The organism is Jiangella gansuensis DSM 44835 (assembly GCF_000515395.1).
In the GTDB taxonomy this organism is placed as follows: domain Bacteria; phylum Actinomycetota; class Actinomycetes; order Jiangellales; family Jiangellaceae; genus Jiangella; species Jiangella gansuensis.
This window is the reverse complement of the sequence record NZ_KI911782.1, coordinates 175,710-189,834: the sequence shown is the minus strand read 5'-3', so window position 1 is coordinate 189,834 and position 14,125 is coordinate 175,710. Positions and strand designations below refer to the sequence as shown.

Sequence of the window (14,125 nt, the reverse complement as noted above, 5' to 3'; positions counted from 1 at the left end):
TACCCGCCCCCCGGGGCGAGGTCAGTCGAGCCGCAGGCCCCGGCTGATGACCTTGAGGGCGGTCTCGATGACGTCACGCAGCGAGTCGCGGTAGCCGGTGTCGTGCCAGTAGGCGATGGCGGTCATGAAGGCGGCGATGATGGCCGCCGTGGTGGCCCGCAGTTCGAGATCGCCGGGGTCGCGGCCGCTGTGCTTGGCGAGTAGCTGCCGGATCGCCACCTCGGCTTCGGCGGCTTGTCTGTCCATCCCTGCCCGCACGGACGGTTCGGTCATCGCGTAGCCCATGCGCCGACGGGCGAGTTCCTCCTCGCCGTTGCGGGTCATGACGTCGACCATGTCGCCGATGACCGACTGCAGGGCGGTGACCGGGTCGCTGCCCGCCAGCTCGTCATCGAACGCCTGGATGGCGATGGGGTCGTAGACGTCCCAGAGGATGACCTGCTCTTTGGTGCCGAAGTACCGGTAGATGGAGCTCGGCGACACCTCGGCCTCGGCGGCGATGCGTTCGATGGTCACGTTGGCGTAGCCGTGTTCGTCGAACAGGTCCAGCGCCACCCGCTGGATGTGGTTCATGGCCTTGAGCTTCTTGCGCTCGCGCAGGCCCATGGGCTGCTCTGCGTAGGCCTGCGCCGGGCTGCCCGCCTTCGCTGTCGGTTCCGTCGTCATCACGGCCGATGGTAGCGCCGATCCCGGATAACTGACAGTCGCTCGCAGTTGGGTTCGCGAACGACGAGCCAGTAGTGACTCAGATCTCGCGCGTGTACAGCACGCTGCCGCGCTGGCGCTCGTAGCCGAGCCTGGTGTATGTGCCGAGGGCACCGCTGGGATTGTCGGTGTCGACGTCCAGCCCGGCATACTGCATGCCCTCCGCCGCGTAGGCGCGCATCGCCGCCGTCAGCAACAGCCCGGCCACGCCGCGGCCGCGCCACTCGCGGCGTACGGCCACGAGATCGGTCCACCCCTCGGTGTACCCCTGTGGTTCCCAGTCCTGGTCGTATGCACCGGACATCAGGTACCCGACGACCCGGCCGGTGGATTCCTCCACGGCGACGAAGCTCCAGTCGGGCCGGAACTTCTCACCGCCGACGACGTCGAGGGCCCACGCCTCCGCATCCATCGGGCTGGACCCCCAGTGGTCGCGCGCGAACGCCTCGTTGTGCGTGATGCGCACGTCCTCGTCCCGCTCCGCGGAATAGCCCTCGATGCGCAAGCCTGCCGGTGTGGCGATGTCGGGAAGCGGCCGGGAGAGGTCGCGGCGCATGTCCACGTACCAGCGCAGGGGCGCGAACCCGCTGGCCTCGGCGAGCCGCCGCACCCCCGTGTTGTGCTCGTCCGCGAACAGCCGGATCCGGGCAGGCAGGTTCACCTCCGCGGTGGCCAGCTGCTGCCGCGCCCGGGCCTCGGACCACGACACCAGGGCCCGGCCGATGCCGCGCCGGCGGTACTCCGGATGCACCGCCCCGATCAGGTACGGCGCATGGATGCCTTCGTCGACCGGCCGGAACACCGACCAGGCGAACGCCCGGACGACACCGTCGGCGTCGAAACCGGCGATGCTGTCGCGAGCCGGATCCCGCCAGCTGCCCTTGAACAGGTCGGCGAGCTCCTGCGCGGTCTGCCGCTCCAGCGCGTCGTCCGCGTTCTCGGTGACGACCACCAGCTGGTGCCACGCGGGCACGTCGTCGAGCGTCAGCGGCCGCCACGTGAGGCCGGCGTCGGCAGGTAGGGCGGGCAACCGTGGCGGCGGCGCCGCACGGGTGGCGAGAGGTTCCAGATCGAGCGTGCTCACGCCGTCACCGTAGAGTCGGTACGGTCGCCAGCGCGAGCGATTATCCGGTCCGCCGAGGATCCACGAGATACCCCTAGTCGCGGCCGAGCGTCAGCGTCCACCACGAGCCGAACAGGCCGGACTCGACCCCGACACCGACCGCGGTGTAGTCGCAGTCCAGCATCTGGGCACGCTCCTGGCGCTGGTCGGACCACGCGGCCACGACCCGGGACGGCCGCCGCTGCCCGAAGTTGACGTTCTCGCCGACGGAGGCGTGGTAGCCCTGGTCAGCGGCACGGTCCTCCGGTCCTTCGCCGTCGGGGTTGACGTTCGAGACGAAGTGCCGCTGGCGCATGTCGACACTGTGCTCGCGGGCCGCCGTCTGCAGCCGCGCATCCAACCGCAGGTCGGGGCAGCCGGCGTCGGCACGGACCTCGGCAACCGCCTCCAACAGGCCCGCTTCCGGGCCGCTCAACGGCAGCTCGGGCAGCACCGGCTGGGTGGGCTCGGGGTCCGGCTCGTCCGGTGTCGGCTCGTCGGTGGGTTCGGCTTCGTCGGACGGGGTGGGTGTCGGCTCGTCGGTCGGCTCCGCGTCGTCCGTGGGGGTCGGAGTCGGCTCGTCGGTCGGCATCGGCTGGGTCGGCGGCAGCGTCGCGAGCGGCCGCTCGGACGGTTCGTCCGCGTCCGGCGTCTCGTCGTCGGAATCGGAACCCGAGCCGGACGAACCGTCGCTCGATCCGCCCGAACCGGAGTCGGACTCGGCCTCGCCGGATGCGTCGTCGGTGGGCGACGGCGTCCCGGTCGGAGACATGGACGGCGTCTCGGCAGGAGTGGAGGCCTGCGGGCTCGGTGTCTCGGAGTCGTCGTCGCGCTCGGTGAAGTCGGGAGTGGTGGACTCGACCCGGGCGTGCAGCACGGGCTCGTCGTCCGTCACGGCGTAGATCAGACCGCCGACCCCTAGGACCGGCAGGACCGCGATGGCACCGACTTTGACGAAGGGAGGCAGCCTGCGCAGACGCGCGTGCCGGTGGTTCGAGGTCACGGGTGCTGAATCCTTTCCAACCCCGGGCGCCCCTCCCTCACCCTGACGGTCTTTGCGACGAAACGGTACATACCGTAGCCATCGCCCAGTTTTGTCCACAAGTCAGGGTTCTCAAACATCGACGGGCCGACGGATGCGTCACACCACCGGCGCGCGAAGATGGTCGCATGATCGAAGAGCAGGCGGGGCCGGTCGAGCGACTCGTCGTAGCCGCGGCCATCGTCGACGACCTCACCCGGCCCCGTGCCCTGCTGACCGCCCGCCGCAGCGCACCGGCCGCCCTCGCCGGTGGCTGGGAATTCCCTGGTGGGAAGGTCGAGCCGGGCGAGGAACCCCTGGAGGCGCTACACCGGGAGTTGCGCGAGGAACTCGGCGTCGGCGTCCGGGTCGGAGCCGAACTGCCCGGCCCGATCCGGGGACGCTGGACGCTCGGCCCCGGGTTGTCGATGCGACTGTGGCTGGCCGTTCTCACCGACGGCGTTCCCGCGCCACTGCAGGAGCACGACGAGCTGCGGTGGCTCGGCCCGGGCGAGTGGGACGCCGTCGCGTGGTTGCCCGCGGACGTGGAAGTGGTGAAGGCGTTGATCGACATGGTGAGCGCCGACGACGACGCGAGCTGACCTGCGCCCAGATCCACTGAGCGGTGGACGACGGCAGCCGCTCCGGCCGCTAGCCTGACAGAGTGACCGCCCCCGATCCCGCCGAACGCCCGGACGAGCAGCCCGCGCCGCCGCCCGAGCCCGCCGTCCCGCACGTGCTGCCGGGCGTGCGCGCCTCCGACGCCGAGCGCGAGCTGGTCGTGCAGGCGCTGTCCGAGCACGCCACCACCGGCCGCCTCACCCTGCTCGAGCTGGAAGAGCGCATCGGCCTGGCGTACCGGGCCGTCACCCGGGAGGACCTGGCGCGGCTCACCGCCGACCTCCCATCCGAGGACCAAGGGCCGTCCGGCGCCGCCCCCGCGCCACCGGCGAAGCGTCGCCAGGCCACCCGCTGGATCGTCGCCTTCATGGGCGGTACCGAGAAGCGGGGCCGTTGGCGAGCGGCGGAGCGCATCAACGCCGTCGCCGTCATGGGCGGCCACGACATCGACCTGCGGCATGCCGAACTGGACTCCGACGACACCACCATCGTCGCCGTCTCGGTCATGGGCGGCATGGACATCTACGTTCCCGACACCATCGACGTCGACGTCGGTGGTTTCTCGCTGATGGGCGGCACCGGCGAGCGCGGCAGCCGCCGGCCGGCCCGGGCCGGTGCGCCGCGGGTGCGGATCCTGGCCTACAACCTGATGGGTGGCGTCGACGTCTGGCGGTTGCCGGAGGAGGCGAAGGACCTGCCGCTGAAGCAGGCCCGCCAGGTGGCGAAGAAGGCGCACTAGCCGGGTGGTGGCGGCCCCGCAGGCCGGGCACGGACCTGCGGGGCCGGTCTATATCACCGGATGGCTCCCCCGTGGAAGCCCCCTGTATCAGCGCGGGACGGCGGTGGAGGACATTCCGTTTCCGCGCTGACTCCGACAGTAGACAGGGCCACTTTCAGATCGCTTTCACCCGGCCTTCACCCTGGTGAGGGGCGCGAAACGGCCCCGGTCCGCGTCGCGGGCCGGGGCCGTTCGGTCATGCTCGGGTGTTACGCGGTGCTCCCGTTACGGCGGGCGCGGATGGCGATCGCCGCGCCGCCGGCTGCGAGCAGGCCGACACCGACGACGATCATCCAGACGTTCGACGAACCGGTGTCCGGCAGCTCCGTGCCGTCGTCGTTGCCGTCGCCGCCGTCCTCGTCGCTCTGGCTGGCGACGGTGAACGACACCGAGGTCTCCGACGTGGTCAGCTCAGGGTCGCCGCCCTCGAGGCTGGCGCTGGCGGTGAGCGTGTACTCGCCGTCCTGCAGCGCCTCGGCGGGGGTGAAGGTCCAGCTGCCGTCCTCGTCGACCTGGAGGTCGCCCTCCCACTCGTCGGCGGCGGTCTGCACCCGCTCCGACGACTCGGTGACGGTGCCCTCGATCGCCAGGCCGATGGTGGCCCCGGCGAACGCGGTACCCGTGAAGACCACGTCACCGGCGACGGTCGAGCCGTCCTCCGGAGCGGTGATGGTCACGGCCGGAGCCTTGATGCCCAGGTCGGCGACGGTGACGGACTGCACGTCACCCTCGAAGTCCTGGGTGACGACGGCGTCGAACCGCTCGCCGACCGGCAGGTCCGAGGTCGGCGTGATGGACCACGTGCCGTCCTCGGCCACAGTGGCCTCGCCCAGGACCTCGTCGCCGACCGTCAGGGTGACGGTGGCGCCGGGCTGGCCGGTGCCGCTGAAACCGGGCCGCGCGTTCTCGGTGGTCTGGCCGTTGGTCGGCGACTCGACGGTGAGCGCCTCGGCCTGGACCTCGGTCGAGGTGAAGGTGCCGGTGGCCACCTCGGACCGGGAGAAGTTGCCGTACGAGGCAGTGACCTCGTAGGTGTGCTCGCCCGGAACCAGCTCCTCGCCGACGGCCACGGAGAAGGTGCCGTCGTCGGCGATGCGACCCTCGTAGGTCTGCTCGCCGTCGATGACGACCTGCACCTTGTGCGTCGAGCGGGCGGCCTGCACCGTGCCGGTGAAGGTCGGGGTCGGGCCGGTCTCGCCGCCGTCCTCCGGCGAGGTGACCTGCGGGGTGGCCACTGCGACGGACAGCTCCCACTCGCTACCGAGCAGGGTGAGAGCGTTGTACTGACCGCCGGTCAGCGCGTAGCCGATGCTGAAGTCGCCCTGCGTGTCGTCCGGGCCGCTCGCCGGCACCCAGCTGTCGCACTCGGTCCGCCCCTCGTGGGTGGAGCCGGAGTTCACACCCAGCGCGTAGTTGCCGACGACGACCGAGCCGCCGCTGTCGCCGCCCAGCAGGCAGGCGTTGAAGATGAAGCCGGACACGCTCTGCGCGCCGACCTGGGTGCTCTGCACCGGGACCAGGATCTCGCCGCAGGTCCAGCCGGACGTGGCGCCGGACTTGCAGGCCTGGGCACCGGTCACGGCCTCGATCGGGCCGCGGATGGTGACGGAGTCCGCGTCCGGCGCGCCGGAGCCGCCGGCCCAGCCCGCGACCTGCGGGACACCGGTCCAGTCGGAGTTGGTGATGTCGACAAGGCCGCCGTCGTGCTCCTGCCCGAAGTGCATCGATCCGGGCACGAACTCGCCCAGCTCCGGGCCGGGGAACTGGCTCGCCCACCCCTCGGTGTCCCAGATCGGCTCGGTGAGCTCGATGTGGTGCACCGGGTAGGTGAACTGCTCGCCGGTTTCCTCGTCGACGCCGCAGTGGCCGGCGGTGAGGTAGCGGTCGTTGCCGTCGGTGTCGAAACCGCTGAAGCCGACGGAGCACCGGCTCAGCGGGTACGAGCCGGTGTTGTCGGGCTCGCCGACCTGGTAGGCGTAGCCGTACCCGCCCTTGTGGTCGGCGGCCGGCTGGACCTCGCGCTCGCTCTCCAGGAGGCCGATCGGGCCGACGGTGACCTCAGCGCCGGTGGCTTCGGCGAGGGCCGCGTCGGCCTCGGTGGCGACGTTGTAGGTGACGTCCTGACCGTCGATCGAGGTGCCGAGGACGTCGACCCCCTGGGCCCGCAGCGCCGTGGCCACGTCGGACGCGGCGCGCGCCGCCTCCGCGTTGGCCAGGTACTGCGCCGGGTCGATACCGAGGTCGCGCTCGATGGCCGCCTGCAGCGTGGCCGGCAGGTCGGCTGCCAGATCGATGAAGTCGTCGGCGGCGAAGGTCGGCAGCACTGCGGGGATCTGCTCTTCGGCGTGGGCGGCCGTGGTGGTCGAGGCGAGAGCGCCTCCACCGACGACGGCCGTCGCCACGAGCATTCCGGCAGCACGTGCCGCGCCTCGCCGACGCGGCAGCATTGTGCTCACAAATTCTCCAAGAATGTCATTCTGACATGGATTTTCCCCGGCGACCGCGACCTGGGCTGACCCCCTATATGACGCGGAAACCGGGACGAGATCACGTTACACAAGTCGACTGCCGCAATACAGTCCGACCTGCATTTGGTCATGCAGTTTTTCCCGGGACATTTCTCGCGACAATTCATGAGCCATGTTTTGTCCGGCTAAAACCGGACAAAGACCGCACCGTGGCGCGATGTCCGATGCTCAATGGGTGAGCTGTTCACCGGTGCGGCTGTCAGCGCTGTGGCATCAGAAGCGTCCGCACCTCCGCGGCGCGCGCCGACCCCATCGATTCGTAGATGCGCAGCGCCGCGGTCCAGTGCACGGCAGCGGCCGCATCGTCGCCCTGGGCGGCGCTGTTCCGGCCCAGCTCGCACAGCGCCTCCGCCTCCACGTCAGCCAAGTGCTCGCCACGGGCCAGGCCGGCAGCACGGGCCGCCGCCTCGGCGTAGTCGACACCGGCCGCGCGGCGCGCCTGCGCGGCCTTGACCAGGGCGGTGGCCTCCAGCGCGACCGAACCGAGTTCGACGGCCATCGCCGCGGCTCGTTCGAAGCCGTCGACGGCGCGGTCGGCCGCGCCCGTCGCGAGATCGAGATGCCCGACCGCGACGAGCTGGTCGAAGGTCTCGGTGCCGAGGTCGTCGAGGCCGGTGCCGGTCAGCTCCAGGTTGCGCCGGGCCTCGTCGTAGCAGCCCAGGCTGACCTGTACGTGGGCGAGGTTTCGACGGCAGCGGCGACGCATCGGCGGGGTCAGGACGTCGTCGGCCCCGACGCACTGCTCGAACAGGTCGGCCGCCTCTTGGTATTCGCCGTCCAGTTCGTGCCAGACCGCCATGTTGTGCAGCATGATGATCTCGCCGTACCGGTCCCCCAGCTCGCGGCGGACCTCCAGGCCGCGGGTGCCCGCCTCCAGGGCTTCACTCCGCCGCCCCTGCGCACCGAGCGTCAGCGCGAGCGTGTGCCAGGCGCGCCCTTCCAGGGCGGGATCGTCGAGCGCCTCGGGGATGTCCAGCACGGCCCGGGCGAGCTCCTCGCCGCGCACGTCGCGGCAGCACTCGTAGCCGGCCCGCGCAAGGGCGAGCAACAGCGCGGCGGACTCGTCCACCACCTCCTGCTGTTCCGAACGCAGCCCACCGAAGCCGAGCGACGTCATGAGCGGCGTGTGCGGGTGCAGCCAGCGGTGCACGTCGGCGCGGTCGCTGAACTGCCGGCCGGTGACATCGTGCGGGTACCACGCCGCATCGACGACGGCCTCGGCGTCGGCTCGCAGCACCGGCCACAGTTCGTGCAGTGAACGCAGGTAATAGCGAACCAACCGGCGCCGGGCGGCCGCCACCCGGATGGGGTCGGCGATGGCGCGCAGGTGCTCGTCGACGAGGTCGTGCCAGCGGTACTCATCGGGGGCGTGGGAGTCGATGATCCGGACGTCGACGAGGTGCTCGAGCCGGGCCCGGGCGTCGCCCGCGGAGACGTCCCAGGCGACCGCGGCCGCCTCGACGTCGACGGACGGCCCGGGCAGCGCGGCGAGCAGCCGGAAGCGGTAGGCGACGGCGGGGTCGAGGCCCTGGACGGACGCGGTGAGCATGGCTCGCACGCTCAGGTCGCCGATCTCGAGCTCGTCGAGCCGGCTGCCCATGAGCCGCTCGGCGAAGTGGTCGATGGGCCACGACGGCCGGGTGACCAGGCGACCGCCGGCGATCCGCAGCGCCAGCGGCGACCCCTGGCAGGCGCCGAGGACGACGGCGGTGGCGTCGGGCTCCGCGGCCAGCCGGTCGCGCCCCACCATGGATTCCAGCAGCACGTACGCGTCGTCGTCGGAGAACAGGGTCAGGTCGAGCTGGACGTCGGCCGGCAGCACGCTCAGCTGCGGCCGGCTGGTCACCAGCGCGCTGCACCCGCCCGAGCCGGGCAGCAGCGGCGTGACCTGGGCAGCGTCGCGGGCGTCGTCGAGCACCACCAACAGGCGGCGGTTGGCGCACAACGACCGGAACAGCGCAGCCCGCTCGTCGGCCAGCAGCGGGATGTCCGCCTCGTCGGTGCCCAGCGCACGCAGGAACTCGGCCAGCACGTCGGCGGGGTCCGCGGGGTCGCTGGAACCGCGCAGCTCGGCGAAGAGCTGGCCGTCCGGGTGCGCGTCGCGCAGCGCATGGCCCGCGTGCAGGGCCAGGGTCGTCTTCCCGGACCCGCCGGGGCCGGAGATCAGTGCGAGCCGGGCCCACGACCGGCTCTCGGACAACGTGCTCGTCAGGGTCTCGAGCTCGGCCTCGCGGCCGACGAACCGCGCCGTGGTGCGCGGGAGCTGGAACGGTGCGCGCACCTGCGGTGGTTGCTGCCTGCCCCCGAGGAGGGTGGGGTCGGAGGCGAGGATGCGGCGGTGGACTTCGGCGAGCTCCGGCCCGGGGTCGATGCCGAGTTCGTCACCCAGCACCGTGACCAGCTCGTGGTAGGCGGCGACGGCGTCGCCCTGCCGGCCCTGGCGGTACAGCGTCAGCATCAGCTGTGCCCAGAGCCGTTCCCGCCACGGATGGGCCGCCACCAGCCGGCGCAGCTCGGGCACGGCGTCGTCGTCGATCTGGTCCAGCTGCAGCCGCAGCTCGTTGAGCCGTTCCGTGGCCGCGAGCATCTCCTCGACCAGCAGTGGCGCCGCGGTCCGCTCGAAGTCGTCGGGGACCAGCCCGGTGAGCGGTTGCCCACGCCACAGCGCCAGGGCTGAGCGCAGCAGTTCCAGCTCGCCGGCCGGCCCGGCGTCGCGGGAGGCGCTCACCAGGTTCCGGAACCGGGAGACGTCGACGGCGTCGGGAGGCACGTCGAGCCGGTAGCCGTCGCCCGCCGCTTGGACGAGGCCGTCTCCGAGCGCGGCTCGCAGCCGGGCTACGTGCGTCTGGATGGCCGCCCGCGGGCGGACCGGTTCCTCGTCCGGCCAGAGGTAGCCGGCGAGGGTGTCCACCGGGACGATCGTGCCGGGCCGCACGGCCAAAGCTGCGAGAATGACGGTCGGTCGGCCGGCCGGCACCTGCAGGGGAGCGCCGTCGCGGTGCACCTCGACCGGCCCCAGCAGCGCGACATCAAGTCGTGCGCGAGCCACGCTGTGTCATCCCTCCGTCCCCCTGCACGGGTGTCACCGTACCGGTGACCTTCCGGTCGCGACACTGTCATCCGAGGACCGGACCGATGACCGGCGGGTGATCGCCAGCGCGTTGCTACCCCTCTGGGGGTACCCGCTCCCTGACGATCATCCGCAGCGTGCGGGTCACGTGGGCGTCGGCGTCGGCGAGCGACGGCGCTGGGTCGAGTCCGAACATCCGGCGCCGATGCCGCTCGCCCATCAGCAGCGTGAACAGCTGCTCGGCCAGGGCCTCGAGGTCGTCGGCGGCGGGGCCGAGGCGCTCCGGCGGAAATGCCGCGAGCAGTTCGGCCAGCACGGCAATGTACCGGCGCGGGCCGTTCTCGTAGTGCCGGGCCGCGACGTCCGGGAACTTCGCGGCCTCCGCGGTGACCAGCCGGTGCAGGCCGATGGCCTCGTCGGACAGCATCAGCCGGACCAGGCGGACCCCGAACGCGTGCAGGTCGGCCAGCGGGTCGCCGTCGTGCGGCACGACCGGCTTGACGACCCGATCGCCCAGCCGTCGCACCACGGCGACGAACAGGTCGGCCTTGTCGCCGACGGTGGTGTAGATGGTGCGCTTGGCGACCCGGGCCTGCGCGGCCAGCTCTTCGATGGTGGTGCTGCCGTAGCCTCGGGTGAGGAACTGGCGCATCGCTGTCTCGAGCAGTGCATCCCGCCTGGCGGCACGGTCGGCGTCGCGTGGCCGTCCACGCTGCGTCGTCGCCGTCCTCTTCGACGGTGCCGACGGCGCCGCCGACGAGTGTGCGGTCCCCGAGCGCCCTGTCATGGTCGCCATCCTGACCCGGATGTAGTCTTCTGTGCAATGAAACGCTAACGTTTCATTGTTTGCCCGGCCACCGCCGGGCCCTACGGCTTGAAACGTCCCGTGACAACGAAGGGCGGGTGGACAGTGGCCACCAGACGTAAGCGATCGGCCCCGGACCCCGAGGAGCTGCTCGGCTTCTACCGGCAGATGCTCCTGGTCCGGCGGTTCGAGGAGCGCACGGCGCAGGCCTACACCGAGGCCAAGATCGGTGGATACTGCCACCTGAACCTCGGCGAGGAGGCCACTGTCGTCGGCCTCATGGCCGCACTCGAGGAGCGCGACTACCTCTTCACCAACTACCGCGACCACGGCTACGCGCTGGTCCGCGGCATGGATCCCGGCCGGGTCATGGCCGAGCTGTATGGCCGGCAGGACGGCGTCAGCAAGGGCTGGGGCGGTTCGATGCACCTGTTCGACACCGACGTGCGCCAGCTGGGCGGCTACGGCATCGTCGGTGGCCAGCTCCCGCTCGCGGCCGGCGCGGCCCTCGCCATCTCCTACCGGGGCGGCGACGAGGTCGTCATGTGCCAGATGGGTGACGGCACCACCAACATCGGCGCGTTCCACGAGAGCCTGAACATGGCGGCGCTGTGGGACCTGCCGGTCGTGTTCGTGGTCGTCAACAACCAGCTGGGCATGGGCACCACGGTCGAAATGTCCTCGGCCGAGCCGGAGCTCTACAAGCGGGCGTCGGCGTACCGGATGGAGTCCGCCCGGGTCGACGGCAACGACGTCACCGCCGTGCGCGACGCCGCCAAGGTCGCCGTCGAGCGAGCCCGCACGGAGCAGAAGCCCTATCTGCTGGAGACCGTGAGCGGCCGGCTGCGCGGGCACTCCGTCGTCGACCCCGCGGCCTACCGCAGCAAGGACGAGGTCGAGGCGGTCCGCGCGCAGGACCCCGTCGCCGGCATGCACGACAAGCTGATATCTGAGGGCATTGCCGATGTCGACGAATTGGCCGGGGTCGACGCCGACGTGGCGCGTATCGTCAAGGCCGCCGTCGAGTTCGCGGAGAAGAGCCCCGCTCCCGAGGTCTCCTCGCTGTTCGACTACACCTATGCGACGCCGGTGCCAAACGACTCGCGCCGTCTGCCGTCCGACCCGCTGTTCCCGGTAGGAGCCTGACATGGCCGTCATGAGTTACCGCCAGGCGCTGCACGACACGCTGCGCGCCGAGATGCTCCGCGACCCGGACGTGTTCCTGATGGGCGAGGAGATCGGCCGGTTCGAGGGCTCGTACAAGATCACCGCCGGGATGCTCGAGGAGTTCGGCCCGCGCCGGGTCCGCGACACCCCGATCGCCGAGGAAGGCTTCACCGGCGCGGCCGTCGGCGCCGCCATGCTGGGCCTGCGGCCCGTCGTCGAGATCATGACGATCAACTTCTCGCTGCTCGCACTGGACCAGATCGTCAACCACGCGGCGAAGATCTACGGCATGTTCGGCGGCCAGCGCAGCGTGCCGATGGTGATCCGCACCCCCGGGGGCGGCGGCCAGCAGCTCGCCGCGACCCACTCGCAGAACGTCGAGCTGTTCTACGCGTTCACGCCCGGCCTCAAGGTGGTGGCGCCGTCGTCGCCGGCCGATGCGAAGGCGCTGATGCTCGCGTCCATCCGGGACGACGACCCGGTGCTGTTCCTGGAGAACCTCGCGCTCTACAACACCAAGGGCGAGGTTCCCGACGGCGACGAGCCCGCCGAGATCGGGCGCGCGGCGGTGACCCGCGAGGGCACCGACATCACGCTGGTCGCCTACTCCCGGATGGCACACGTCGCGCTCCAGGTCGCGGAGAAGCTGGCCAGCGAGGAGGGCATCTCCGCCGAGGTGGTCGACCTGCGCAGCCTGCGGCCGCTGGACCGCGACACCGTCATCGAGTCGGTGAAGAAGACGAACTGCGCCGTGGTCCTCGAGGACGACTGGCTCACCTACGGCATCGGCGCGGAAGTCGCCGCGTCGATCTCCGACGGTGCGTTCGACTGGCTGGACGCACCGGTGCGGCGGGTGGCGATGGCCGAAGTGCCGCTGCCGTACGCCAAGTCGCTGGAGCTGGCCGCGCTGCCGTCCGCCAACGATGTCGTCACCGCCGTTCACCAGACGCTCGACGCTGTCGGGCGCCGGTCCGTCGGCGCGCACTGACGCGTCGACACGCACAGGGAGAAGTCATGGTCGACATCCTGATGCCCCGCCTTTCGGACACGATGGAGGAAGGGGTCGTCAGCGCGTGGCGCAAGCAGGTCGGTGACGAGGTCAAGGCCGGCGACATCCTGGTCGAGATCGAGACCGACAAGGCGATCATGGAGCACGAGGCCTACGAGGCCGGCGTGCTCGCGGAGATCGTCGTGCCCGACGGCGGCACCGCTCCGATCGGGGCGCCGATCGCCCGGCTGCAGACAGCCGGCGACCCCGCCGTGGCCGCGCCGGCTGCCGAGCCCGCCGCGAAGCAGTCCGCCGCGGCGGAGAAGCCTGCCGAACCCGAGGCGGCGCCGGCTCCGGCCGCAGCCGAGCCAGCCGGGACACCCGCTCCGGCCGACGGATCCAACGGCGCCCGGGTGCTGTCGTCACCGCTGGCCCGCCGGGACGCCCGCGAGTTCGGTATCGACCTGGCCACCGTCGAGGGCACCGGCCCGGGCGGGCGCATCATCCGCGCCGACGTCGCGAAGGCGCGCGACGCGGCGGGCGCCCAGCCGACCACCGCCCCGGCTCCGACGGCGGCTCCGGCCGCGGCCCCGGCGCTGGAGGAGACCGACGAGCTCATCCCGCTGACGTCCATCCGCAAGACGATCGCGCGACGGCTCACCGAGAGCATGCAGTCGTCGCCGCACTTCTATGTCACGAAGACGGTGGACGCCGGCCCGCTCATGCAACTGCGCGCCGAGCTGAACGAACGGCTCGTCGCGGCGGACAAGCGCAAGGTGAGCGTCAACGACATCGTCGTGCGCGCCGTCGCGGTCGTGCTGCGCGATCACCCGGTCGTGAACTCGTCGTTCACCGACGACGGCATCGTGCAGCACGGGCGTGTCAACGTCGGGATCGCGGTGGCCACGGAGACCGGGCTGGTGGTGCCGGTCATCCGCGACACCGACGGCAAGAGCCTGACCCGCATCTCGGCCGAGACACGGGAGCTCGCCGGCAAGGCACGCGACCGCAAGCTGGGCCTGGACGAGATGAGCGGCGGCACCTTCACCGTCAGCAACCTGGGCATGTACGGCATCGACCACTTCACCGCGGTGATCAACCCGCCGGAGGCGGCCATCCTGGCGGTCGGCGCGGTGCGGTCCGAGCCGGGGGTGCGCGAAGGCGAGGTCGCGGTGGTACAGCGGATGACCATGACGTTGTCGTCGGACCACCGGGTCATCGACGGCGCCCAGGCCGCGGAGTTCGTCCGTGACCTGGCCGCGGTGCTGGAGAACCCCTGGCTGGCGGTCGCCTGACCGGCACGGGCGGCGCGTGCTGCCGCCCGTGCCGGCTCTGCCGTA

General features: G+C 71.4%; 11 protein-coding genes. 5 read left to right on the top strand and 6 right to left on the bottom strand.

Annotation, left to right across the window (positions count from 1 at the left end; all coding sequences use genetic code 11):
- Nucleotides 1–21: 21 nt before the first annotated feature.
- From JIAGA_RS0100890 to JIAGA_RS0100880, 3 genes are all read right to left on the bottom strand, one after another.
- A complete protein-coding gene (locus JIAGA_RS0100890) occupies nt 22–666 on the bottom strand; it encodes a TetR/AcrR family transcriptional regulator (RefSeq protein ID WP_026874221.1) in 645 nt (214 codons plus the stop codon).
- 79 nt (nt 667–745) lie between these two features.
- Nucleotides 746–1,789: a GNAT family N-acetyltransferase gene (locus JIAGA_RS0100885; protein WP_026874220.1), complete on the bottom strand. Its 1,044-nt coding sequence runs from the start codon at nt 1,787–1,789 to the stop codon at nt 746–748.
- A gap of 73 nt (nt 1,790–1,862) precedes the next feature.
- Nucleotides 1,863–2,810 (bottom strand): CAP domain-containing protein, encoded by a 948-nt coding sequence (locus JIAGA_RS0100880; protein ID WP_026874219.1) that lies wholly within the window; start codon nt 2,808–2,810, stop codon nt 1,863–1,865.
- 167 nt (nt 2,811–2,977) lie between these two features.
- Here JIAGA_RS0100880 and JIAGA_RS0100875 point away from each other — a divergent pair, with 167 nt between their 5' ends.
- Nucleotides 2,978–3,430: a (deoxy)nucleoside triphosphate pyrophosphohydrolase gene (locus JIAGA_RS0100875; protein WP_035811932.1), complete on the top strand. Its 453-nt coding sequence runs from the start codon at nt 2,978–2,980 to the stop codon at nt 3,428–3,430.
- 62 nt (nt 3,431–3,492) lie between these two features.
- A complete protein-coding gene (locus JIAGA_RS26670) occupies nt 3,493–4,188 on the top strand; it encodes a DUF1707 SHOCT-like domain-containing protein (protein ID WP_051425517.1) in 696 nt (231 codons plus the stop codon).
- A 248-nt stretch (nt 4,189–4,436) separates the two neighbouring features.
- Here the strand turns inward: JIAGA_RS26670 and JIAGA_RS0100865 are convergent, their stop codons facing one another.
- The 3 genes from JIAGA_RS0100865 to JIAGA_RS26665 all read right to left on the bottom strand — a co-directional run bounded on the left by JIAGA_RS0100865 (nt 4,437) and on the right by JIAGA_RS26665 (nt 10,612).
- Nucleotides 4,437–6,635 carry an Ig-like domain-containing protein gene (locus JIAGA_RS0100865; RefSeq protein WP_026874217.1) on the bottom strand — a complete coding sequence of 733 codons (2,199 nt, stop codon included), beginning with the start codon at nt 6,633–6,635 and terminating at the stop codon, nt 4,437–4,439.
- Between the two features lie 319 nt (nt 6,636–6,954).
- A complete protein-coding gene (locus tag JIAGA_RS0100860; protein WP_026874216.1) occupies nt 6,955–9,804 on the bottom strand; it encodes an AfsR/SARP family transcriptional regulator in 2,850 nt (949 codons plus the stop codon).
- A gap of 115 nt (nt 9,805–9,919) precedes the next feature.
- On the bottom strand, nt 9,920–10,612 hold the full coding sequence (locus tag JIAGA_RS26665; RefSeq protein WP_084469377.1) for a TetR/AcrR family transcriptional regulator: 693 nt from the start codon (nt 10,610–10,612) through the stop codon (nt 9,920–9,922).
- Nucleotides 10,613–10,735: 123 nt separating this feature from the next.
- On the opposite strand from JIAGA_RS26665, the gene pdhA reads away from it, so the two are divergent.
- The 3 genes from pdhA to JIAGA_RS0100840 are packed head-to-tail and all read left to right on the top strand — an operon-like array spanning nt 10,736 to nt 14,080.
- The gene (gene pdhA, locus JIAGA_RS0100850) at nt 10,736–11,776 is read left to right on the top strand and encodes a pyruvate dehydrogenase (acetyl-transferring) E1 component subunit alpha (RefSeq protein ID WP_211239457.1); all 1,041 of its coding nucleotides are present in this window, start codon (nt 10,736–10,738) and stop codon (nt 11,774–11,776) included.
- Between the two features lies 1 nt (nt 11,777).
- Entirely contained in the window at nt 11,778–12,785 is a 1,008-nt protein-coding gene (locus JIAGA_RS0100845) for an alpha-ketoacid dehydrogenase subunit beta (RefSeq protein ID WP_026874214.1), read from the top strand.
- Between the two features lie 26 nt (nt 12,786–12,811).
- Entirely contained in the window at nt 12,812–14,080 is a 1,269-nt protein-coding gene (locus tag JIAGA_RS0100840; protein ID WP_026874213.1) for a dihydrolipoamide acetyltransferase family protein, read from the top strand.
- The last annotated feature ends 45 nt before the right edge of the window (nt 14,081–14,125 follow it).